Annotated in this window: 20 protein-coding genes; 8 read left to right on the top strand and 12 right to left on the bottom strand. The window is 71.5% G+C overall.

The window, feature by feature from the left end:
* Nucleotide 1 precedes the first annotated feature (1 nt).
* Nucleotides 2–733 carry an SseB family protein gene (locus tag ACTWQO_RS17055; protein ID WP_443238169.1) on the bottom strand — a complete coding sequence of 244 codons (732 nt, stop codon included), beginning with the start codon at nt 731–733 and terminating at the stop codon, nt 2–4.
* Between the two features lie 149 nt (nt 734–882).
* Here ACTWQO_RS17055 and ACTWQO_RS17050 point away from each other — a divergent pair, with 149 nt between their 5' ends.
* Nucleotides 883–1,875 carry a serine hydrolase gene (locus tag ACTWQO_RS17050; RefSeq protein WP_443238168.1) on the top strand — a complete coding sequence of 331 codons (993 nt, stop codon included), beginning with the start codon at nt 883–885 and terminating at the stop codon, nt 1,873–1,875.
* An 86-nt stretch (nt 1,876–1,961) separates the two neighbouring features.
* On the opposite strand, the gene mycP is transcribed toward ACTWQO_RS17050, so the two are convergent.
* Together mycP and ACTWQO_RS17040 are read right to left on the bottom strand one after the other, a co-directional pair.
* Nucleotides 1,962–3,128, bottom strand: a complete 1,167-nt coding sequence (gene mycP / locus ACTWQO_RS17045) for a type VII secretion-associated serine protease mycosin (protein WP_443238167.1) — start codon at nt 3,126–3,128, stop codon at nt 1,962–1,964.
* Complete coding sequence (locus ACTWQO_RS17040; RefSeq protein WP_443238166.1) at nt 3,125–3,856, bottom strand: hypothetical protein; 732 nt, start codon at nt 3,854–3,856, stop codon at nt 3,125–3,127. The genes mycP and ACTWQO_RS17040 overlap by 4 nt, the downstream gene beginning before the upstream one ends.
* An 823-nt stretch (nt 3,857–4,679) precedes the next feature.
* Between ACTWQO_RS17040 and ACTWQO_RS17035 the strand changes: the two genes are divergently transcribed.
* The gene (locus tag ACTWQO_RS17035) at nt 4,680–5,003 is read left to right on the top strand and encodes a hypothetical protein (protein ID WP_443238165.1); all 324 of its coding nucleotides are present in this window, start codon (nt 4,680–4,682) and stop codon (nt 5,001–5,003) included.
* Nucleotides 5,004–5,333: 330 nt separating this feature from the next.
* Nucleotides 5,334–6,536 carry an amino acid deaminase/aldolase gene (locus ACTWQO_RS17030; RefSeq protein ID WP_443238164.1) on the top strand — a complete coding sequence of 401 codons (1,203 nt, stop codon included), beginning with the start codon at nt 5,334–5,336 and terminating at the stop codon, nt 6,534–6,536.
* Between the two features lie 17 nt (nt 6,537–6,553).
* Here the strand turns inward: ACTWQO_RS17030 and ACTWQO_RS17025 are convergent, their stop codons facing one another.
* Genes ACTWQO_RS17025 through ACTWQO_RS17010 form a run of 4 tightly spaced genes read right to left on the bottom strand, consistent with a single transcriptional unit; the run spans nt 6,554 to nt 11,023 of the window.
* Nucleotides 6,554–7,468 (bottom strand): DUF2510 domain-containing protein, encoded by a 915-nt coding sequence (locus tag ACTWQO_RS17025; RefSeq protein ID WP_443238209.1) that lies wholly within the window; start codon nt 7,466–7,468, stop codon nt 6,554–6,556.
* A gap of 29 nt (nt 7,469–7,497) precedes the next feature.
* Nucleotides 7,498–8,280 (bottom strand): 3-oxoacyl-ACP reductase, encoded by a 783-nt coding sequence (locus ACTWQO_RS17020; RefSeq protein ID WP_443238163.1) that lies wholly within the window; start codon nt 8,278–8,280, stop codon nt 7,498–7,500.
* Complete coding sequence (locus tag ACTWQO_RS17015) at nt 8,277–9,650, bottom strand: aldehyde dehydrogenase family protein (RefSeq protein WP_443238162.1); 1,374 nt, start codon at nt 9,648–9,650, stop codon at nt 8,277–8,279. Before ACTWQO_RS17015 ends, ACTWQO_RS17020 begins: the two co-directional genes overlap by 4 nt.
* Before the next feature lie 8 nt (nt 9,651–9,658).
* Nucleotides 9,659–11,023, bottom strand: a complete 1,365-nt coding sequence (locus ACTWQO_RS17010) for a glutamine synthetase family protein (RefSeq protein WP_443238161.1) — start codon at nt 11,021–11,023, stop codon at nt 9,659–9,661.
* Nucleotides 11,024–11,121: 98 nt separating this feature from the next.
* Here ACTWQO_RS17010 and ACTWQO_RS17005 point away from each other — a divergent pair, with 98 nt between their 5' ends.
* Together ACTWQO_RS17005 and ACTWQO_RS17000 are read left to right on the top strand one after the other, a co-directional pair.
* Nucleotides 11,122–11,859 (top strand): FadR/GntR family transcriptional regulator, encoded by a 738-nt coding sequence (locus tag ACTWQO_RS17005; RefSeq protein ID WP_443238160.1) that lies wholly within the window; start codon nt 11,122–11,124, stop codon nt 11,857–11,859.
* A gap of 73 nt (nt 11,860–11,932) precedes the next feature.
* Entirely contained in the window at nt 11,933–12,616 is a 684-nt protein-coding gene (locus tag ACTWQO_RS17000; RefSeq protein WP_443238159.1) for a gamma-glutamyl-gamma-aminobutyrate hydrolase family protein, read from the top strand.
* Nucleotides 12,617–12,714: 98 nt separating this feature from the next.
* Here the strand turns inward: ACTWQO_RS17000 and ACTWQO_RS16995 are convergent, their stop codons facing one another.
* On the bottom strand, nt 12,715–13,641 hold the full coding sequence (locus tag ACTWQO_RS16995; RefSeq protein ID WP_443238158.1) for a LysR family transcriptional regulator: 927 nt from the start codon (nt 13,639–13,641) through the stop codon (nt 12,715–12,717).
* Between the two features lie 70 nt (nt 13,642–13,711).
* On the opposite strand from ACTWQO_RS16995, the gene ACTWQO_RS16990 reads away from it, so the two are divergent.
* Nucleotides 13,712–14,878 (top strand): TDT family transporter, encoded by a 1,167-nt coding sequence (locus tag ACTWQO_RS16990; protein ID WP_443238157.1) that lies wholly within the window; start codon nt 13,712–13,714, stop codon nt 14,876–14,878.
* On the opposite strand, the gene ACTWQO_RS16985 is transcribed toward ACTWQO_RS16990, so the two are convergent.
* From ACTWQO_RS16985 to ACTWQO_RS16970, 4 genes are all read right to left on the bottom strand, one after another.
* Nucleotides 14,805–15,524 (bottom strand): helical backbone metal receptor, encoded by a 720-nt coding sequence (locus ACTWQO_RS16985; RefSeq protein WP_443238156.1) that lies wholly within the window; start codon nt 15,522–15,524, stop codon nt 14,805–14,807. The two genes, ACTWQO_RS16990 and ACTWQO_RS16985, sit on opposite strands and share 74 nt — an antisense overlap.
* Nucleotides 15,521–16,087: a helix-turn-helix domain-containing protein gene (locus tag ACTWQO_RS16980; RefSeq protein WP_443238155.1), complete on the bottom strand. Its 567-nt coding sequence runs from the start codon at nt 16,085–16,087 to the stop codon at nt 15,521–15,523. Before ACTWQO_RS16980 ends, ACTWQO_RS16985 begins: the two co-directional genes overlap by 4 nt.
* 467 nt (nt 16,088–16,554) lie before the next feature.
* A complete protein-coding gene (locus ACTWQO_RS16975; protein ID WP_443238154.1) occupies nt 16,555–19,167 on the bottom strand; it encodes an ABC transporter permease/substrate binding protein in 2,613 nt (870 codons plus the stop codon).
* Nucleotides 19,160–20,248, bottom strand: a complete 1,089-nt coding sequence (locus tag ACTWQO_RS16970) for a quaternary amine ABC transporter ATP-binding protein (protein ID WP_443238153.1) — start codon at nt 20,246–20,248, stop codon at nt 19,160–19,162. Before ACTWQO_RS16970 ends, ACTWQO_RS16975 begins: the two co-directional genes overlap by 8 nt.
* A 226-nt stretch (nt 20,249–20,474) precedes the next feature.
* On the opposite strand from ACTWQO_RS16970, the gene ACTWQO_RS16965 reads away from it, so the two are divergent.
* Both ACTWQO_RS16965 and ACTWQO_RS16960 read left to right on the top strand, forming a co-directional pair.
* Nucleotides 20,475–21,392, top strand: a complete 918-nt coding sequence (locus ACTWQO_RS16965; RefSeq protein WP_443238208.1) for a 5'-3' exonuclease — start codon at nt 20,475–20,477, stop codon at nt 21,390–21,392.
* A 126-nt stretch (nt 21,393–21,518) separates the two neighbouring features.
* Nucleotides 21,519–22,364 carry a siderophore-interacting protein gene (locus ACTWQO_RS16960; protein ID WP_443238152.1) on the top strand — a complete coding sequence of 282 codons (846 nt, stop codon included), beginning with the start codon at nt 21,519–21,521 and terminating at the stop codon, nt 22,362–22,364.
* Nucleotides 22,365–22,410: the final 46 nt, after the last annotated feature.

The following is a 22,410-nucleotide window of genomic DNA, read 5'->3' as shown; positions in this document are numbered from 1 at the left end:
CTCATCCCCGTACGTACAAGGGCTCGCCCGGCGGCGTCGCCCCGGCCGGGAGTAGTGCCAGGTCGAGGCCGCGTACCAGGCGGGCCCTCAGTGTCTCGTCGGCGGCCAGGCGCTCGGCCAGGGTGCGGGCGGCCGGGCCCGGGGTGGCATCGGGGTCCAGGACTAGGGCGAGCGTGCCGTCGGCCTGTCCGGGGCCGAGGTAGGCGCGGAGTACGGCGGGCTCCGCGGCCACGGCGGCACGTACGGCTTGGGTGACGGCGGGGTCGGCGAGCGGATCGGTGGTCGTACGGCCCTCGGCCAGCGCCAGCAGCGCGGGCCGCGTCAGCTCGTACGGCACCGGTCCGGCCAGGTCCAGCACGATCGTGTCCGCCTTCTCGTGCGCCGCGGCCTGCAGCGCCTGGTGCAGGGGTACGGCGACGGGGCGGGCCTCGGGGTCCCAGCGGGCCAGCGAGTCGGTGGAGGTGAAGGCGGGCAGGGCCGTGCGGGTGCCGGCCTTCAGGGTCGGTACGGCCATGTCGCTGGTCTTCTCGCGGCGCAGCCCGTTCTCGTCCTCCTCGACCTCGCCGAGGACGGCCACCACGGGGACGAGGAGCCGGGCGCCCTTGAGGGCCTCAAGCACCGGCTCCACGGCGGTGCGGTCCTCGGCCCAGGCGGCGAGCGCCGCGCTCAGCCGGGGGTCGGCGGAGCCGTCGTCGTCGGAGAAGCCGGAGTCGGGAATGTTCTTGTTCGCCACGGTCACCGACCCTATCGGGGGGATGCTGCTGCGGTTGTGCGGCCCCGGAAACCCGCCCGTGACGCCTTCAGCGTTTTCTCAGACATCCCTGACACACATCTAACCTCCGTCTAACAGACAGCACAGCCGACTGCCCGACGATCGCGGCCATGGAGTCTTCCAGCGCCGCCCCCCGCGCTCCGTCCCGCCGCCGCACACTGGTGTACGCCGCCCTCGCCGCCGTCGCCGTCGTGGGCGGTACGGCAGGGGGGACCGTGTACGTGCAGGCGCAGGCGCACTCCGGTGCGGGGGCCGTATCGTCGGTCTCCGGGTCGCCGTCGGTCTCCGCATCGCCGTCGGCCTCGGTGAGCGGGGAGGCAACAGCGGTGGCATCAGTGGAAGCGGTGGCGCAGCCGGTGGTGGACCACGACGAGCTGCTGGCCGAGGCGATGGAGTCGGTGACCGTCGAGGACGGTGCCGAGGTGTCGGTGGCGGTGCTGGACCTGGCGTCCGGCGCGAGCGCCTCGTACGGGGACGGTCTCTTCGACACCGCGAGCATCGTCAAGGTGGACATCCTGGCGGCACTGCTGCTCCAGGCGCAGGACGCGGGACGTGAGCTGACCACCGCGGAGAAGTCGCACGCCACGGCGATGATCGAGCACAGCGACAACACCTCCGCGTCGGCCCTGTGGCGGACCATCGGGAAGGCGGCCGGGCTCGACGCCGCGAACGGGCGTCTCGGGCTCACCGACACCGCGGGCGGCGAGGACATGCTGTGGGGGCTGACGCAGACCACGGCGGCCGATCAACTGGTCCTGCTCCAGCAGGTGTTCGGGGCGGAGGACTCGGAGCTGACCGAGGCCTCGCGGTCGTACATCCAGGGGCTGATGGCGCGGATAGCCGCCGGGCAGCAGTGGGGCGTCTCAGCGGCGGCCGACGGCTCGGCGTGGGCCCTGAAGAACGGCTGGCTGCCGCGCAGCACCACCGGGCTGTGGGACATCAACAGCATCGGGCGAGTGACCGTCGACGGCCACGAGTGTCTGGTGGCGGTGCTGTCCGACGGCAACTCGACCCAAGCGAAGGGGATTTCACTGGTCGAGGCGGCGGCGCGGGCCGCGGTCTCGGTTTCCCAAGCAGGGGTGAAGTCGGCGACGGTTCAGTAGCGCCCCATAGGGGCGCGGGGAACTGCGCGACCAGCCACAACGGCGCGGCAGACAACCGACGGCATGGCGCGGCTCTTCCAGCGGAGCTACCCGTCGTCGTACCGCCGCCCGCGCCACACCACGACCGCGACGACCAGCAGGACGCCGCCGAAGCTGCCCGCCAGCGGGGCGGCCCAGCTCGACGTCGTGTCCTCGGCCTCGGCGGCGTCGGGGCCCGAGCCGAAGTACTTGGCGTCGTAGGCAGCCGCGTTCAGGCCCTTGGGTTCGAGGCGGTCGGCGGCCTTGATGGCGGCGGCCGGGTCGACGAGACCGTAGCCGCGGGAGTCGTCGCGGCCGTTCGCCGGGGCGTTGCGGGCGGTGTCCTCCAGCAGCTTCTTGATCTGGGCCGGGGTTAGTCCGGGGTGGGCCGCCTTGACGAGGGCGACGGCGCCGGAGACGAAGGCCGCGGCGGCACTCGTACCCCATCCCTCGTAGTACTTGCGGTCGGGGTCGGCGATGACGATGTCGACGCCGGGGGCGCTGACCGTGGCGTACCAGCGGCGGGTGGAGAAGGCGGCGCGGGTGCCGTAGCGGTCCACGGCGGTCGCGGCGATCACTCCCGGGTAGGCGGCCGGGTAGGAGATGTGGTCGCCCTTGTCGCCGCCGTTGCCGGCGGAGGCGACGACGACGGAGCCCTTCTTGAGGGCGTACTGGACGGCTTCGTCCTCGGCGGGTTCGGGGTGGGCGGACTTGGAGTCGTCGCCGAGGGAGAGGTTGATGACGTCGGCGCCGTGGTCGGCGGCCCAGCGGATGCCTTCGGCGAGGGCGTTGCCGCGGGTGTTGCGGGCCTTGCCGCGGGCGGAGTCGCCGTCTTCGAGGATCACGCGGACGGGGAGGATCTTGGCTTCGGGGGCGATGCCCATGACGCCGTCGCCGTTGCCCACGCCATGGCCGTGACCGGCGATGATGCCGGCCATGGCGGTGCCGTGGCGGGCCCAGGCGCGATCGCCCCGGTCGGCGCCGAAGCCGATCATGTCCTTGCCGGTGAGGACGTTGCCGGTGAGGTCGGGGTGGTCGGACTCGACGCCGGTGTCCAGGACGGCGACGGTGACGCCGGCGCCCTTCGTGGTCTGCCAGGCCTCGTCGGTGTGCATGGCCTCCAGGGCCCACTGCTGGGCGCGTATGCCGTCGGCGTGCGCGGCGGTGGGCGGCACCAGGGCGACGGAGGCGGCGAGCAGGACGCTGACGACGCCGACGCGGCGGGTTGCGGTCATGACGGCTGCTCCGTGGCCGAGTCGACAGTCTTGCGCAGCGCCCGTTCGACGCGGTCGGCGAGGCCCCGCGCCTCCTGGCCCAGGCCTGCCTGGGCGACGGCCGTGGTGGCACCGGAGGCCATGGCTTTGGCGGCGGGCTCGGGTTCGTCGACGGTACGGCCGTCGGCCCAGCCGGAGACGGCGTAGACGACGACCGGGGCGTCGGTGAGGACGGAGACGGTCCACGAGGCGCGCTGCTCGCTGCCGAAGCCTGCGGCGACGGTGCCCTTCGCGGCGTACGGGCGGGGCATCAGGTCGGTACGGCTGTCCAGGCTCTCGTTCTTGAACCGGGTGCGCAGGGCGGCCATGGCGGCGGAGTCGCCCTTGGTGAACAGCAGACCGACGGTGGTGACGTAGCTCTGGGTCGCGTCCGTGTAGGTGGCGCGCAGCAGACGCTGACAGCCGACGGGGGCGAGGGCCTTGCGCAGCAGCGGGTCGAAGGCGTCCGCGCAGCCGCTGTCCGGGGCGACGGCGACGCGGGTCCAGGTGCGGTCGGCTCCGCCGGGTCCGGCGCCCTGACCCTCGACGCGGGGCGGGAACAGCTGATCGACCGGCACGCTGTGCCACAGGCTCCCGGCCGCGGCGAACGCGCCGCTCGTACCGCTCTCGCCTCCGTCGGGGAGGAGCCAACTCCCGGTCACCGCACCGCCGATCAGCCCGAGCCCGAGCACCAGGCAGGCTGCCGCCACGACGGTACGATTCCGCACCCGGCCCCCCAGCGGACGCGGCCGCGCCCGGTCGTCATATCCCTCGGGCTCCCCCAACGACACGAACGGCCGCGCCGTCCCGCCCGGCGTCATGGGCGCACTCCACGAGAACGCCGGATCGGGCGAGAAGGGCCGCCCAGCGGCCGGCGGCGAGTCGGGCCGCGGAGGCACACCACTCCGGCCGGGCTCGCCAGCGGTCGCCGGATCCGCCGGGACCGGGCGCAGACGCGTAGTCCTCTCGGAGACGGTCTCGGCAGCTATCGGAGGCGCCACCGGATGCCGCGAGGTCTCGGCGGGCGGCGGGGGTACGTCGGGACGCCGAGGGGTGTCGGGGGGCAGCGGCTGCACAACCGACCGCCGCAAGCTCTCGGCAGGCGCCGGGGGTACGTCGGGACGCCGAGGGGTCTCGGGGGGCAGTGGCTGCGCGACGGGACGCCTCGGGGGCTCAGCGGGCGCCGGGGGTGCGGCGGCCGCATTGCGCGGCTGCGCGGCGGGGGTCTCGGGTACACCCCGGCGCCGCGGCGTCTCGGCAGGCAACGGTTGCGCGACGGGACGCGTCAGTGCCTCGGCGGGCGCGGAGGGTGCGGCGGCCGGATGACGCGGGGGCTGGGCGGGAGCGGCGGGTGCACCCGGACGGTGCGCGGGCTCGGCGGGAGCCGCAGATCCGCTCGGTCGGTGCGAGGGCTCGGCAGGCGCCCCCGTTCCGCCCGGACGGTGCGTGGGCTCGGTGTTCGGGGCTGGTGCGGCCGGATGGCGCGGCGGCGTCGGCGGTCGCTGTGCCGGCCGTGGCGGTGGGGCGGTGTCCATGCCTGTCGGGTGGGTGGTGGGTGGTGGGGTGTCCGGGAAGCGGGCGGAAGCCTTCGGTGGGGGCGGCGGAGCGGTGGGGGCGGTGTCCTGGGAGGACGGGCCGCGCACGTCGGTGAGGTGGGGCTGGGTGCCGGATGCGCCGCGTCCGTCCGTCGCGTCGCGTGCCGGAGTGACAGCGGCGTCCCGCCGGGAACTCCTGCCCTGCGACGGCACGTCGGACATCGGGGCGCCGCTCGAGGACGTATCCGGACCCGTCCCGCGCGTCACCGGCCGACCGGCACTGCGCACCGGCATCTCCGCCGCACCCCGCGCCGCCGCCTGACCGGCATCACCCCGTACCGCTGCCTCGGCCGACGTACCGTTCACCGGCTGCTCAGTGGATGACTGCCCGCCGGTCCCCGGCTGGTCGTAATCCGCCGGAACCGTGGGCGGCTGAGGTGGGCGTGGGGGTACGGAGGCGCGCCTCGCTTCCGTGCTCATGCACCCCCCGTTTCCTCGTGCCCGGGCCTTCCACGGGCCGGAGTCGTTCCTGCGTGCGTGCGCGCAACTCTACGGGTTGCCCCCGGTCGAACGGGAACCGGTCCACGAGGCCGGGGCATCTGCCCGGAACGTCCCCCTACCCTGCGGTAATCCAGTCTGGCAGGCTTCGTTCATGACTGCGCGCGCCGCCGACCGGGCCCGATACGACCGGGCCACCGCCCATCTCGACGCCCCTCTCGCGATCGTGGACCTGGATGCCTTCGACGCCAACGCGGAGGATTTGGTCCGCCGGGCGGGGGGAAAGCCCATCCGGGTCGCCAGCAAGTCCGTACGCTGCCGGACCCTGCTCGAACGCGCCCTCGCCAAGGACGGTTTCGCGGGCATCATGTCCTTCACCCTCGCCGAGTCCCTGTGGCTGGCGCGGTCGGGCTTCGACGACATCCTGCTGGCCTATCCGTCGGCGGACCGCGCCGGATTCGCCGAGCTGGCCGGTGATCCCAAGCTCGCCTCCGCGGTGACCGTGATGGTCGACGACCCGGCGCAGCTCGCGCTCATCGACGCCGCCCGCGACGGCGGGCGTGAAGTGGTGCGGGTGTGCCTGGAGTTGGACACGTCCCTGAAGCTGCTCGGCGGGCGCGTGCGGATCGGGGCGCGGCGGTCCCCGCTGCACTCCCCCGCCCAAGTCGCCGACATGGCCCGTACGGTGGCCCGCCGTCCCGGCTTCGAGCTTGTGGGAATCATGGCCTACGAGGGGCACATCGCCGGCGTCGGTGACGCGATCGCCGGGCGCCCGCTGCGCTCGCGTGCCGTCCGTCTGATGCAGGCCACCGCCCGCCGGGAACTCGCCGAGCGGCGGGCCGAGGTGGTGCGGGCGGTGCGGGCCGTGGTGCCCGATCTGGAGTACGTCAACGGCGGCGGGACCGGCAGCGTGCAGCACACCGCCGCCGAGGACGCCGTCACGGAGATCGCGGCCGGGTCAGGGCTGTATGTGCCACGGCTGTTCGACAACTACACGTCGTTCAGCGGGCGTCCGGCCGCGCTGTTCGCCCAGCCCGTCGTGCGCCGACCGGGCGTCGGGGTCGTGACCGTCCTCGGTGGCGGCTATCCGGCGTCCGGTGCGGCCGGGCTCGACCGGCTGCCCGTGCCGTATCTGCCGGAGGGGCTGCGCTACGACCCGCAGGAGGGGCCCGGCGAGGTGCAGACGCCGCTGCTCGGGCCGCCCGCCGACGATCTGCTGATCGGCGACAAGGTGTGGTTCCGGCATGCCAAGGCCGGTGAGCTGTGCGAGCGGTTCGACGCGCTGCACCTGATCGAGGGGGACGCGGTGACGGCGACCGTGCCGACGTATCGCGGCGAGGGTCTGACGTTCCTGTAGCCCGTCCGTGCAGCTCGTCAGTCCGTCGGGCCGATGCTGCTGCCGACGCCTCCGCCGCCGTCCGCGTCGCCGGTCACCTTGATTCCCTTGGTGATCCGGTCCATGTCGGACAGCGGCGGCCCGTCCGCGCCCGCGTCGAACACATAGCGGACGATGACCCGGGCCTCCGGGCGGACGCCGGCCGGGAAGGCCAGCGACTGGACGTAACCGCCGGGCCCCTTGGCCGTGCTGACCTGCCAGCGCACGTAGTACCCGGCGCGGCCCGCCACCGCGACCTGCCCGGATCCGACGAGCTTGTGGGACTCGATGCCGCCGAAGGGGTGCCGTCCGATGCGGTCCCGGTCGTAGGCGTCACCTGCCGCCTCCGGGATGTCCGCCTTGGCCAGGGCCTCGGGGGACTTCTCGTCGGTGCCGGTGACCGTGCGGGAGATGACGACGCCGTGGCGGCAGACTCCGGCGTCGGCCGGGCACTCGTAGGTGCCGTCGGTGGTCATCAGGACGTCGGGCTCAGCGACGTACTGGGGACGGACCCAGCCGTCGATCAACGGCAGGGTGAGGCCGTTGAGTTGGTCGACGACCACGGCGGGGTCGTCGGCGGACGGCTCGCTCGTGGACGGGGACGGAGTCTCGCTCGTCGGTGCCTCGGCGGTGGGCGTCGCGATCGTCGGGTCGGCGATGGGGTCCGAGCCACCGCCGCCGTCGTCCCGGCCGAGGACGACCGCGCCGGTGACGATCGCGACGACAAGGACGACGGCCGCGGTGGTGACGGCGATGGCCTTGGCGCGCCCGGAGGCCCCGCCGGCGGACGGCGGGACCTGCATCGGCGGCGTGATCTCGGGCGTGCGCCGGTGCTCGGTCCAGGCCGTTCCGTCCCACCAGCGCTCCAGGTGCGGGCCGGAGGGGTCCCGGTACCAGCCGGGTGGGGGCGTCATGCTCATATCCCGGCACTGTAGGGCGAGGCCTACAGGGGCGTGACGTACGCCCCCGAGATTCCGCCGTCGACGAGGAAGTCGGTGGCGTTCACGAAGGAGGAGTCGTCGCTGGCCAGGAAGGCGACCGCGGCGGCGATCTCCTCGGCCTCCGCGAACCGGCCGAGGGGAATGTGGACGAGCCGGCGTGCCGCCCGCTCCGGGTCCTTGGCGAACAGCTCCTGCAGAAGCGGGGTGTTGACCGGTCCGGGGCAGAGCGCGTTGACGCGGATGCCCTCGCGGGCGAACTGCACGCCGAGTTCGCGCGACATGGCCAGGACGCCACCCTTGGACGCCGTGTACGAGATCTGCGACGTGGCCGCGCCCATCCGGGCCACGAAGGACGCCGTGTTGATGATCGACCCCTTGCCCTGGCGTCGCATGTAGGGGATCGCGGCCTTGCAACACAGGTAGACGGAGGTGAGGTTGACCTCCTGGACGCGCTTCCACGCCTCCAGGCCGGTCTCCAGGATGGAGTCGTCGTCGGGCGGCGAGATGCCCGCGTTGTTGAAGGCGATGTCGACACTGCCGTAGGTGTCGTACGCCGTCTTGAACAGCGCCTCGACCTGCTCGGCGTCGGTGACGTCGACCTTCACGAAGAGCCCGCCGACCTCTTCGGCAGCCGCCTTGCCGCGCTGTTCGTCCACGTCGCCGCAGACGACGTGCGCGCCCTCGGAGGCGAGCCGGCGGGCGGTGGCGAGGCCGATGCCGCTGCCGGCTCCGGTGATGACGGCGGTACGGCCGACCAGTCGGCGGCACACATTCTCTTCGGTCACTGTGCGGAGCCTTCCGTGCTGATGAAGACGTTCTTGGTTTCAGTGAAGGCGGCCAGGGCGTCCGGACCGAGCTCGCGGCCGACACCCGACTGCTTGAAGCCGCCGAAGGGGGTCCAGTAGCGGACGGCTGAGTGGGAGTTGACGGACAGGTTGCCCGCCCGGACGGCCTGCGAGACGCGCAGGGCGCGGCCCAGGTCGCGGGTCCAGAGGGACCCCGCGAGACCGTACGGGGTGTCATTGGCGAGGCGGATCGCGTCCTGCTCGTCGGTGAAGGGCAGCAGGACGGCGACCGGGCCGAAGATCTCCTCGCGGGCCGCCGCGGAGTCGTGCCGCTCGCCGGTCAGCACGGTCGGCGCGTACCAGAAGCCGGGGCCGTCGGGGGCGCTGCCGCGCAGGGCCGGTGCGTCCTCGGGGACGAACGACCGTACGCGGTCCAGCTGTTGCCGGCTGATCAGCGGGCCCATCTGGGTCTTCTCGTCGGCGGGGTCGCCCACGACCACCGTGGACAGCGCGTCGGCGAGTAGGTCGCGCACTTCGTCGTAGACGGATTCCTGGACCAGGATCCGGGTGCGGGCGCAGCAGTCCTGGCCGCTGTTGTCGAGGAAGGAGAAGGGGTCGATCGCGCTCTTCAGGTCGGCGTCGGCGAAGACGATGTTGGGGCTCTTGCCGCCGAGTTCGAGCGTCACGGGCTTGACCAGGCGGGCGCAGCGCTCCATGACTTCGCGGCCGGTGCGGGTGGAGCCGGTGAACACGAGCTTCGCCACGTCGGGGTGGTCGACGAGGGCGCGGCCCGCGATATGGCCGTATCCGGGGAGGACGTGGAACAGCCCCTCGGGCAGGCCTGCCTCCAGGGCGAGTTCGGCGAGGCGCAGCGCGGTGAGCGGGGTGGTCTCGGCCGGTTTGAGGACGACCGCGTTGCCCGCGGCGAGGGCCGGGAAGGAGCCCCAGGCGGCGATGGGCATGGGGAAGTTCCAGGGCGCGATGACACCGACCACGCCGAGGGGTTCCTGGAAGGTGACGTTCCAGCCGCCCGGTACGGGGATCTGCCGGCCGAGGAGGCGTTCGGCGCCGCCGGCCGCGTACAGCAGCAGGTCGCGGGCGTTGCCGGCCTCCCAGCGGGCGTTGCCGAGGAGGTGGCCCGCCTCGCGGACCTCCAGCTGGGCCAGCTCCTCGATGTGCGTGTCGACGACGTCGGCGAAGCGGCGCAGCAGCCGGGCCCGGTCGGCGGGGGCGGCGGCCGCCCAGGACCGCTGGGCGACGGCGGCACGGGCGACGGCACGGTCCACGTCGGCCGCGTCGGCGGCGGGGACGGTGGCGACGACCTCCTCGGTCGCGGGGTTCAGTACTTCGAGTTCGTGCTCGGCGGACAAGAAGGGCCTCACAGACGTTCGAAGGAGCGGCGCAGCTCCCAGTCGGTGACCGCGGCGTCGAAGGCGTCCAGCTCGACGCGCGCCATGTTGCGGTAGTGCGCGACGACCTCGTCGCCGAAGGCCGCCTTGGCGATCGGGCTGTTCTCCCACAGCTCGGCGGCCTCGCGCAGGGTGGTGGGTACGTGCTCGAAGTCGGCGGCGTAGGCGTTGCCGGGGCAGGGCTCGGGCAGTTCCAGCTTCTGCTCGACGCCGTACAGCCCGGCCGCGACCAGTCCGGCCACCGCGAGGTGCGGGTTGACGTCACCGCCGGGCAGCCGGTTCTCGAACCGCATCGAGCGGCCGTGGCCGACGACGCGGAGGGCGCAGGTGCGGTTGTCGTAGCCCCAGGCGACGGCGGTGGGGGCGAAGGAGCCGGGCTGGAAGCGCTTGTACGAGTTGATGTTGGGGGCGTAGAGGAGGGAGAAGTCACGCAGGGCGGCCAGCTGCCCGGCGAGGAAGTGGCGCATGACATGGGACATGGCACCGGGGCCCTCCCCCGGCATCACGTTGTTCCCGTCCGCGTCCGCCAGCGACAGATGGATGTGGCAGGAGTTGCCCTCGCGCTCGTTGTACTTGGCCATGAAGGTCAGTGACATGCCCTCCTGGGAGGCGATCTCCTTGGCGCCGGTCTTGTAGACGGCGTGCTGGTCGCAGGTGACGAGGGCCTCGTCGTAGCGGAAGGCGATCTCGTGCTGGCCCGGGTTGCACTCGCCCTTGGCGGACTCGACGGTGAGGCCGGCGGCCGCCATCTCGTTGCGGATGCGGCGGAGCAGGGGCTCGATGCGGCCGGTGCCGAGGACGGAGTAGTCGATGTTGTACTGGTTCGCCGGCGTGAGCCCCCGGTAGTGCGCGTCCCAGGCCTGCTCGTAGGTGTCCTTGAAGACGATGAACTCCAGCTCCGTGCCGACCTGGGCGGTGAGGCCGAGCTCGGCGAGGCGCTCCAGCTGGCGGCGCAGTATCTGGCGCGGGGCGGCGACGACCGGGGAGCCGTCGGTCCAGGCGAGGTCGGCGATCACCATGGCCGTGCCCTCGTTCCAGGGGACCCGGCGCAGGGTGCTCAGGTCGGGGTGCATGGCGAAGTCGCCGTAGCCGCGGTCCCAGGACGACATGGCGTAGCCGTCGACGGTGTTCATCTCGGTGTCGACGGCGAGGAGGTAGTTGCAGCCCTCGGTGCCGTGATGGAGGACCTCGTCGAGGAAGAAGCGGGCGGCGAACCGCTTGCCCTGGAGCCGCCCTTGCATATCGGGGAAGGCCAGGACGACAGTGTCGATCTCACCGCCCGCGACGAGGGCGTGCAGCTCCTCGACGCCGAGCGGGGGTGTGCGGTCTGCCACGGGAAGGGCCTCCTTCGGGCTTCTGCGCGCTGGTTTCAGCCAGCCGAGAGCCATAAGGTATTGCGGAGAACCATTGCTTGGGAAGGGGGCACGGCCATATGTCGGTCGATCCCGACGGCACCACTCGGCAGGACGGGCTGGCCCCGGTGCTGCGGCCGGTGCGCGCGGGCAACGGCTTCGAGGAGGCGCTGGAGCAGATCCTCCAGGTCGTCCGCCTCGGCCTGGTGCCCGGCGGTGAGCGGCTGCCCGCCGAGCGGGAGCTGGCGGAGCGGCTCGGCATCAGCCGGGTCACGCTGCGCGAGGTGCTCAAGGTGCTCCAGGACCAGGGGCTCGTCGAGTCCCGCCGCGGGCGGTACGGCGGAACCTTCGTGCTGCCCCGCAAGGACGGCGGCGGCGAGGACGAGCTGCGGCGGCGGGTCGCCGAGGTCGACATCGAGGACATGCTGCGCTTCCGCGAGGTGCTGGAGGTCGGCGCGGCCGGCCTGTGCGCCGCGCACGGCCTCACCGACGAGCAGACCGCCCGGCTCCGCGAGGCTCTCGCTCGCACGCAGGACGCTCCACTGTCCGACTACCGCCGGCTGGACACACTGCTCCACCTCACCCTGGCCGAGCTGTGCGGTTCACCGTCGCTGACCGCGCAGTACGCGGCGGTCCGGGCCACGGTGAACGACCTGCTGGACTGCATCCCGCTCCTCGTCCGCAACCTCGAGCACTCCCAGCGGCAGCACATCGCGATCGTCGAGGCGGTGCTGGACGGGGACGCGGACGGGGCGCGGGAGATGATGCGGGAGCACTGCGGGGGGACGGCGGCGCTGTTGCGGGGGTTCCTGACCTGAGGGCGGGCTTGCGGTTGGAGGATGGTTACGGCAATGGTGTGATCGCGATCCATTGAAGGGAGCGGGAGGACGTATGACCGGCAGGCCGTTGATCGGCATCAGTACCTATCTGGAGGCCGGGGCCCGCTGGGGCGTGTGGGAGCTGGAGGCCGCGCTGCTGCCCGCCGGGTATCCGCGGCTCGTGCAGGCGGCGGGCGGGCTGGCCGCGATGCTTCCGCCGGACGAGCCTTCGCTCGCCGCGTCGGCCGTGGCGCGGCTCGACGGGCTGGTGATCGCGGGCGGGCCGGATGTCGAGCCGGTCCGGTACGGCGCCGAGCGCGACGACCGGACCGGGCCGCCGGCGCGGGCGCGGGACGCCTGGGAACTCGCGCTGATCGAGGCCGCGTTGGAGGCCCGCGTGCCGTTGCTGGGCATCTGCCGGGGCATGCAGCTGCTGAACGTCGCGCTCGGTGGCACGCTCGTGCAGCATCTCGACGGGCATGCGGAGGTGGTCGGCGTCTTCGGGCGGCACTCGGTGAAGCCGGTGCCGGGGACGTTGTACGCGGGTGTCGTCCCGGAGGAGACGGCCGTGCCGACGTATCACCATCAGTCCGTGGACCGGCTGGGGGCCGGGCTCGTGGCGTCGGCGCATGCGGTGGACGGGACCGTGGAGGCGGTGGAACTTCCTTCCGCGGGGTGGGTGTTGGGGGTGCAGTGGCATCCGGAGATGGGGGAGGATCTGCGGGTCATGCGGGCGCTGGTGCGGGCGGCAGCGTGACCGGCGGGTTTTCGCCCCCGCCGCCCCTACCCGTCCCATCCTCCAGGGGCTCCGCCCCTGGACCCCCGCTCCTCAAACGCCGGAGGGGCTGATTTTGCCTACCCTCGCGTCAGCGACAGCAAGTCCCTCGCCGGGCCCGTCGGGCGGTGGCCCGTTGGCCAGACTGCTCGGAGGTCTCTTGCCAGGGAGACCTTCTCGAGGGGGACGCGCACCAGTCGGCGCATCGAGAGTTCCTCGCCCACCGCCAGCTCGCTGAGGACTGCGGGGCCCGCGCCGCTTACCGCTGCTGCCTTTACCGCTGTGGTGGAGGAGAGTTCGATCAGGGGTCTGGCGAGGCCGCCCAGGGCTGCGTCGAGGACCTGGCGGGTGCCTGAGCCCTTCTCGCGGAGGATGAGGGGGGTTGCCGCCAGTTCGGCCGCCGCCAGGGGGCTTCGGCGGCGGGCCCAGGGGTGGTTGGGGGCCGTGACGACGATCAGGTGGTCGTGGGCTATGACCACCGAGTCGAGGCCGGTCGGGACGGACAGGCCTTCTACGAAACCCAGGTCGGCCTCGTCGGAGAGCAGGCGTTGTGCCACCGCCGCCGAGTTGCCCGCGTGGAGGGACACCGCGGTGTCGGGGCGGGCGGCGCGCAGGGCCAGGAGCCAGCCCGGCAGGAGGTATTCGGCGATCGTCATGCTGGCCGCGACCCTGAGGCGTGAGTCCCGTCGGTCTCGCAGTGCCTGGGCCCCCGCATCGAAGGCCTCGGCCGCCTCGACGATTCTGCGCGCCCAATCCGTCACCAGTGCGCCGGCGTCGGTGAGGCGGGAGCCGCGTGGGGAGCGGTCCACCAGCGCCACGCCCAGCTGGCGTTCCATCGAGCGGATACGACTGCTCGCCGCGGGCTGGGTGATGCCCATTTCGCGGGCCGCCCCGCCGAGGCTGCCGAGCCGTGCGACCGCCAGCAGCAGCTCCAGGGCTCCCAGGTCCGGCACCCGGTGGGCGAGGAGGGCCGGAGGGCGGTGGGGTTCTTCCGTGGCGCTGCTCATAAGGTCAGTTTATGCCCTCATAGACACGTGCCCTCTGGTCGGCGACCTTCCGCGACGGGACCGTGACTGCATGGTCACCGCAGCCCAGCTCCTCCCCCGTGCCACCGCACGGCCCCTGCGCGTCCCAGCTGTCCGTCACCTCGGGCCCAACTGGTACGCCACCGTCATGGGCACCGCCATCGTCGCCACCGCCGGCGCCGCACTGCCCGCTCCCCTCTCCGGCATCCCCGGCCTGCGCACCCTCTGTGCCGCCGTCTGGGCCCTGTCCTTCCTCCTGCTCGCCGCACTGCTCTGCGCCCGGGCCCTCCATTGGGTTCACCACCGCGACCAGGCCCGCGCCCATCTCCTCGACCCGGCCGTCGCGCCCTTCTACGGCTGCCTCGCCATGGCCCTGCTGGCCGTCGGCGGCGGTGCCCTCACCGTCGGACGGGACTGGATCGGGACGGACGCGGCGGTCGCCCTCGATGCCGTGCTGTTCACCGCCGGTACGGTCGTGGGGCTCGCGGCTGCCGTCGCCGTCCCGTACCTGATGGCCGTACGACATCGGGTGGAGCCCCATCAGGCCACGCCCGTATGGCTGTTGCCCCTCGTCGCGCCCATGGTGTCCGCCGCGCTCGGGCCGCTCCTCGTGCCGTATCTGCCGCCGGGGCAGGCTCAGGAGACGCTGCTGCTCGGCTGCTTCGCGTTGTTCGGGCTCAGTCTTCTGGCGACGCTGCTCATGCTGCCGCTGGTCTTCGGCCGGCTGATCACCGGAGGGCCGTTGCCGCTCGTGCTCACGCCCACGCTCTTCCTCGTACTGGGGCCGCTCGGGCAGTCCACCACCGCCGTCGGCCACTTCGCGGACGTGGCTCCCGGGGTCGTGCCCGCCCCGTACAGCGACGGGTTCGGGATCCTCGCCGTTCTGTACGGCGTGCCGGTGATGGGCTTCGCCCTGCTCTGGTTCGTCTTCGCCACCGCCCATGTGCTGCGCGCCCGGCGGGACGGGATGAGGTTCGCCATGACCTGGTGGGCGTTGACCTTTCCGGTCGGCACGTGTGTCACCGGCGCGGAGGCACTGTCGCGGCACACCGGGCTCGTCGCCTTCGAGTGGCTTGCGATTGGCTTGTACGTCGTCCTGGTCGTCGCCTGGGGCACGGCCGCCCTGCATACGGCGCGCGGACTGGTCAGCGGTGAGCTGCTCGCAGGGCCTCGGCCAGCACTCGTGGGGCCTCGGTCAGCGACGGGCCGTACCAGGTGAGGTGGCGTCCGTCGACCAGTGCGCAGGGCAGATCCGGGAAGGCCTGAGGGCCGTCGTCCGCCGTGAAGCGGTACGGCTCGTCCGGGAGCACCACCAAGTCGGGGGCCGCCGCGCACAGTTCGGCCACGGGGATGCGGGGGTAGCGCTCGGGGTGGGTCGCGTACAGGTTGTCCACGCCGAGGCGGGACAGTACGTCGCCCGCGAAGGTGTCCCGGCCCAGGACCATCCAGGGGCGGCGCCAGATGGGGACGACCGCCGTCGTGCGGGCCTGTGGGGCCGGGAGTGCGGACCAGGCCGTCTCCGCCTCGTCCAGCCAGCGGGGGCGGCTCTTCGCGCCGCACGCGGTCAGCGTCCGCTCCAGCTCACTGAAGGCCTGCGGCACGCTCCGCACTTCGGTGACCAGGACGGCGATGCCTCGGGAACGCAGGGCCTGGAGGTCCGGTGCCTGGTTCTCCTCCTCGTTGGCGACGACCAGGTCGGGACGGAGCGCGGTGATCCGGCCGATCGCCGGGTTCTTGGTGCCGCCGACGCGGGGCACGTCCAGGTCCGCCGGACGGGTGCACCAGTCGGTGACGCCGACGAGGGTCCCCGGCAGCGTCCGGGCGACGGCCTCGGTGAGCGACGGGACGAGAGAGACGACTCTCACCGGCGCGGCCGGTCCCGGACGGCCTCGATGTGCTCGGCCACCGCGACGACGACCACCCGGGTGTCCGGCTCGGTGGCGCGCCAGCGGTGACGCACCCCGCCGGTCAGGTACAACGTGTCGCCACGGCCCAGGCGGTAGGCGCGGCCCTCCGCCTCGATCTCCACCGCTCCGTCGGCGACGTACATCAACTGGTCGTTGCGGTACTGGAATTCGCGGCCCGCGTCATGGTCGCCCGTGAACTCCGAGGCGTGCATCTGGTGGTGACCGCGCACCAGGGAACGCGTGCTGGGTTCCGGACCCGGTTCGCACTCCGCGCGGACGACGTCGACGCTGCACGCCGGGTCGGCGGCGGCGAGGAGCTCGACGGCGGTGGTGCGCAGGGCGTCGGCCATCTTCTCCAGGGAGCTTCTGCTGGGGCGCGCGCGTTCGTTCTCGACCTGGCTCAGGAACGGGACCGACAGGCCGCTGCGCTCGGCCACGACGGCGAGCGTGAGGTCCAGCGCCCGGCGCCGCCGCCGTACGGCCGCGCCCACGCGAAGCGGTTGTTCTTTGTGGTCGCCCATCGCTTCGGCTCCCTCCTTCGCCCTCGCTCGTCGGTCCGCTGCCGGTGCACCGCCGTCCGGGCGCACTCCTTCTGATGAGTTCTCTGCACCCTACGCATGTTCGTCAAACCGTTTCATGCGCCTGTCACATCGCCGATACACAGAGTGCCGGGCGACCTCACAGTTCTCGCCAGTAGATCAGCTCTGCGGATTCTCCGGGCGCGGATTCCTCCTTAGGGGCGAAGAGGCCGACCAGGAGGGCCGGGTGACCATGGACCGGGCCCTGACCCTCGTTCAGCACGAATGGGGTGCTGTTCAGTTCAATGCGCGCGCGGTCCCGGGTGTTCCCGGGCTCGGCGGGTGACGTGGCGCTGTGTGGTTGTCCGGATTCTTTTCGTGGGCGGAGACAGAGAACGGCGCGCGCCCCGGTCCGTCAGGTGCCGGGGCGCGCGCCAGGTCGGGGCCGCACTCGACTTTCCCAAGACCGCTCAGGCGGCCGGAGTCATCCGGTCCACCATGTCCGGGTGCACCTTGAGCCAGGCGGCGACGGCCTCCTCCTCATGGCCCTGTCCGCGGTTCTTGATCTCCTGCTCCAGGGTGCCGAGCTCGTCCTCGCTCATCTTGAAGTTCTTGATCCACTTCGTGAGCTGCGGGTACCGCTCGGGGAAGTCCTGGTTGGAGATGGTGCGGATGGTGTTGCCCTCGCCGAAGTACTTCTCCGGGTCGGCGAGCTTGGTCAGCTTGTACTCGCTGTACGCCCAGTGCGGCGACCACAGGACGACGGCGATCGGCTCCTGCTTGGCGTAGGCCCGCTTGAGCTCGGCCAGCATCGCCGGCGTGGAGCCGTCGACGACCTTGTACTCCTTGTCGAGGCCGTACCCGGGCAGGACCTTCGTCTTCAGGAGGTTCATCTCCCCGGTGCCGGGCTCGATGCCGATGATCTTCCCGTCGAAGGTGTCGGCCTTGCCCTTGAGGTCCTGGAGGGAGTCGATGCCCTTCACATACGAGGGGACGGCGACTTCCAGTGACGTCGGCTCGTACCAGGTGCCCAGGTCGTGGAGTTTGTCCTTGCTCTTCTCCCAGTACTGGGACTGGGCGTACGGCAGCCAGGCGTCGAAGTTGAGATCGAGGTCGCCGGAGGCCAGGCCGGTGTAGACCGGGCCGACGTCCATCTGCTTGAGGTTCAGCTTGTAGCCGCGCCGCTCCAGGACGTTCTTCCAGAGGTAGGTGACGGCGATGTCCTCGTCCCAGGGGAACCAGGCCACGTCCAGGGGACGCTTCGCCTCGGCCGGGCTCGCGGTGCTCTGCACCGGGGCCATCTTGTCGACGACACCCGGGTTGGACTTCAGCCAGGTGCGTACGGCCTGCTGCTGCTTGCCCTGGCCGGCCTTGTTGATCTCCGACTCCAGGCTGGTGAGCTGTTCCTCGGTCAGCTTGAAGTTCTTCAGCCACTGGCCGACGACCGGGTTCTCCTGGGTGAAGCCCTTGCGCGCGAGGGTGTGCACGCCGTCGCCCGAGCCCCAGGCGCCCTTCGGGTCCTTGAGCTTCTTCAGCTTGTAGTCGCTGTACGCCCAGTGCGGCGACCAGAGCGTGACGACGATCGGTTCCTGCTTGTCGTAGGCACGCTTGAGCTGGGCCAGCATCGCCGGCGTGGAGCTGTCGACGACCTTGTACTCCTTGTCGAGGCCGTACTCCTTGAGAACCTTGCTCTTGAGCAGGCTCATCATGCCGGCGCTGGACTCGATGCCGGTGATCTTGCCGCCGAACTCCGCGGCCTTGCCCTTGAGGTCGTCGAGTGAGTCGACGCCCTTCATGTAGGCGGGCACGCTCAGCTCCAGGGAGGTGGGGCCGTACCAGGAACCCAGGTCCTCCAGCTGCTTGCCGTACTTCTTCCAGTACTGCTCGTGCGTGACCGGCAGCCAGGAGTCGGTCTGGAAGTCGATGTCGCCCTGGGAGAGCGAGGTGTAGAGCGGTCCGGCCTCGAACTGCTTGGTCTCCACCTCGTAGCCGCGCTGCTCCAGCACCTCCTTCCAGAGGTAGGTGGAGGCGACGCCCTCGTCCCAGGGGATGTAGCCGATGCTGATCTTCTTGCCCTGGCCGACGTTCGTGCCGGAGGCGAACGGTTCGGTCTTGTCGCCGCCGCCGAAGACGCCCATGCCGCCCGCGACGAGCGCGAGGACGACGACGCCGACCATGGCGACGGCCGGGCGGGGACGGTACGACCAGATCTTCAGACCCTGCGCGGCGCGCAGCCGGGCGGCGGCGCGGCGGCCGAGCGGCGAGACCTGGGTGCCCAGTGCGCTGGTCATGCGGTCGAGGTAGATCGCGAGGATCACGATGGCGATGCCCGCTTCGGCGCCCAGGCCGACGTTGAGCTGGCCGATGGCCTCGTTCACGTCACCGCCGAGGCCGTCGGCGCCGACCATGCCGGCGATCGCGGCCATGGACAGGCCGAGCATGATGACCTGGTTCACGCCCGCCATGACGGTGGGCAGCGCCAGCGGGAACTGGACGCGCATCAGGGTGTCGCGCGGGGTGGTGCCGAACGCCTCGGCGGCCTCGACCAGTTCCTTGTCGACCTGGCGCAGGCCCAGCTCGGTCATGCGCACGCCGGGGGCGAGCGCGAAGATCAGGGTGGCGACGATGCCCGCGGCGGCGCCGCTGCCGAAGAAGAGGATCGCCGGGATGAGGTAGACCATCGCCGGCAGCGTCTGCATCAGGTCCAGCGCGGGCCGTACGACCGCGCTGACCCGGTTCGAGCGGGCCGCCCAGATGCCCACGGGCACCGAGATGACGAGCGCGATCACGGTGGCGACGAAAACGAGTGACAGGGTCATCATCGCGTTCTCCCACAACTCCAGGGAGATGATGAAGGCGAATCCCGCGAAGGTGAGGACGCCGGCGAGCGTGCCGCGCAGCCAGAAGGCGATCACCGCGAAGATGCCCGCGAGGAGCAGCGGCTCGGGGGCCTGCAGCACGGAGTCGACGCCTTCGTAGGCGCCGCGGAAGACTTCTTCGAGGAAGTCGAAGAGCCATCCCAGGTGGGTGGTGAGCCAGTCGACCGCGTCGTTGACCCAAGAGCCGAATTCGATCCTAGGCACGGGCCGTCACCTTCTCTCCGCCCTTGTCGCGCGGGGAGTCGCACGGCGCGGGGTCCCCGGTCTCGTCACCGAGGAAGCCGACGAGCCGCTGGCGCGGTACGACGCCGACCAGCTTGCCCTTCCCGTCGAGCACGGCGACGGGGTGGGAGAGCCGGGCGCTGATGGCGCACAGTTCGGCGAACGGGGTCTCGGGCGTCGCCGTCGCGCACTGGCAGTCGGCCTCGTCGCCGCGCAGCTCCGTGTCCATGACGGAGGACGCGGTCAGGACGCGGGAGCGGTCGACGTCCTTGGTGAAGGAGGCGACGTAGTCGTCGGCGGGGCGCACCAGGATGTCCTCGGCGGTGCCGATCTGGACGATGCTGCCGTCACGCATGACGGCGATGCGGTCGCCCAGGCGCATGGCCTCGTTGAGGTCGTGGGTGATGAAGACGATGGTCTTCTTCAGGCGCTGCTGGAGCGTCAGGAGCTGGTCCTGCATGTCGCGGCGGATCAGCGGGTCGAGCGCGCTGAACGACTCGTCCATCAGCAGCAGATCGGCGTCCGTGGCCAGGGCGCGGGCCAGGCCCACGCGCTGCTGCATACCGCCGGACAGCTCGTCGGGCCAGGACTTCTCCCAGCCGGCCAGGCCGCACATCTCCAGCGCCTCGGTGGCGCGCTTCTCCCGCTCGGCGCGGGGCACTCCTTGTACGGCGAGTCCGTAGGCGGCGTTCTCCAGGACACTGCGGTGCGGGAACAGCGCGAAGTGCTGGAACACCATGCTGATCTTCTTCGCGCGGACCTCACGCAGTTCCCGGGCGCCGAGAGCGGTCAGGTCCTGTCCGTCGAACCGGACCTGTCCCGCAGTCGGCTCCAGGAGCCCGTTGAGCATGCGCAGCAACGTGGACTTGCCTGAACCCGACAGGCCCATCACCACGAATATCTGTCCGGGTTCCACGGTGAAGGACGCGTCGATCACGGCGGCGGTGGTGCCGTCGGTCCGCAGTTCGTCCCGGTCGGCACCTTGCCGGAGCCGGTCGACTGCTTGGTCCGGTCGTCTGCCGAACACCTTGTACAGATGCTCTGCCTCAAGGGTTGATGACACGCGTTTCTCTCTGCTCGGGGTCAGGAAACGGGCGGCGCCGCGCAAAAAGTTGAAATACGCAACGGCATCGCTCCGAGGCGGCGCCTGCCCGCGCCATGGCAGGTCAAACGCCTCAGTGGCCCAGTTCACAAGGCCTTTACTTATGCGTCGTTGACTCAATGAGCTGGGCATACGGGTGACGCATCCGGGTGACTGTCGGTGTCGTACGGCATGATGGCGAGCCGTGATGGGACGACTGATGCTCCTCGACACCGCCTCGCTGTATTTCCGCGCCTATTTCGGCGTTCCGGACTCCGTGAAGGCCCCGGACGGCACGCCGGTGAACGCCGTGCGCGGGCTGCTGGAGTTCATCGACCGACTGGTCAAGGACCACCGTCCGGACGCCCTGGTGGCGTGCATGGACGCCGACTGGCGGCCGCAGTGGCGGGTCGACCTGATCCCCTCGTACAAGGCGCACCGGGTGGCCGAGGAGCATGAGGTCGGCCCCGACGAGGAGGTCGTGCCCGACACGCTCTCGCCACAGGTGCCCGTCATCGAGGACGTCCTGGACGCGCTCGGTATCGCGCGCGTGGGCGTCGAGGGGTACGAGGCGGACGACGTGATCGGCACGTTCACCGCCCGCGCCACCGGCCCGGTCGACATCGTCACCGGCGACCGCGATCTGTACCAGCTGGTGGACGACGCGCGCGGGGTGCGGGTGCTGTATCCCCTCAAGGGCGTCGGCACGCTCCAGCGAACCGACGAGGCATGGCTGCGCGAGAAGTATGGCGTCGACGGGAGGGGGTACGCGGATCTGGCGACGCTGCGCGGGGACCCGAGCGACGGCCTGCCCGGCGTGCCCGGCATCGGCGAGAAGACGGCGGCCAAGCTGCTCACCGAGTTCGGGGACCTGGCCGGGATCATGGCCGCGGTCGACGACCCGAAGGCAAAGCTCACCCCGTCCCAGCGCAAACGGCTCGACGAGTCGCGGCCGTACGTCGCGGTGGCGCCGACGGTCGTGAAGGTCGCGGACGACGTCCCGCTGCCGGACGTGGACACGACCCTGCCGCGTACGCCGCGCGACCCGGCGGCGCTGGAGAAGCTCGCGGCCCGCTGGGGTCTGGGCGGATCGCTGCAGCGGCTGTTGACGACACTTGATACATGACAGGCACCGTCATGTGATGCGTGCCATATCGGCGTGAAGCACGCAGAAATTGTTCACGCGCGAGGTGTTAACTGGGGGGAAGTGCTAACTTAGGTAAACCTAAGCTAAGGGAACAGGGAGGCCGCCATGGCAGAACGTCCGGCCCGCAAGCCGCGGAAGCCCCACGCCGCAGAGGTCGTGCGTACCGAACGGCTGACCCCCCATATGCAGCGAGTCGTTCTCGGCGGCGAGGGGCTCGCCGACTTCGCGGCGGACACCTGCACCGACCACTATGTGAAACTCCTGTTCCCGACCGGCGGCGCGACCTACCCGGAACCCTTCGACCTGGAGCAGATCCGGGCCGAGTTCCCCCGCGAGCAGTGGCCGGTGACCCGGACGTACACCGTGCGGCACTGGAACGCGGAGCACCGCGAGCTGACGCTGGACTTCGTCATCCACGGCGACGAAGGGCTGGCCGGGCCCTGGGCGATGCGGGTGCAGCCCGGTGAGACCGTGCGGTTCATGGGCCCCGGCGGCGCCTACGCGCCCGACCCGAGCGCCGACTGGCATCTGCTCGCCGGTGACGAGAGCGCGCTGCCCGCCATCGCCCGCTCCCTGGAGGAACTGCCCGCCGGCGCCAGGACCTTCGCCTTCGTCGAGGTCTCCGGCCCCGAGGAGGAGCAGAAGGTCGACTCCGACGTGGAGATCGTCTGGCTGCACCGCGGGGACCGGCCCGTCGGCGAGGCGCTGGTGGAGGCCGTACGGGCGCTGGAGTTCCCCGAGGGCCGGGTGCACGCGTTCGTGCACGGCGAGGCGGCCTTCGTGAAGGAGCTGCGCGCCCTGCTGCGGGTCGAGCGGCAGATCCCGCGCGAGGACCTCTCGATCTCCGGCTACTGGCGGCTCGGCCACAACGAGGACGGCTGGCAGGCGGCCAAGCGGGAGTGGAACGCGCGCATCGAGGCGGAGCAGGAGGGTGCGGCGCCGGCCGCGTGACAACGGACCAGGGCGGCCCGCGCGTTGAATGCGCGGGCCGCTTTTC

Origin of the sequence: Streptomyces sp. 4N124 (assembly GCF_052245395.1) — a bacterium.
In the GTDB taxonomy this organism is placed as follows: domain Bacteria; phylum Actinomycetota; class Actinomycetes; order Streptomycetales; family Streptomycetaceae; genus Streptomyces.
This window is presented reverse-complemented; position numbering and strand designations above follow the sequence as displayed.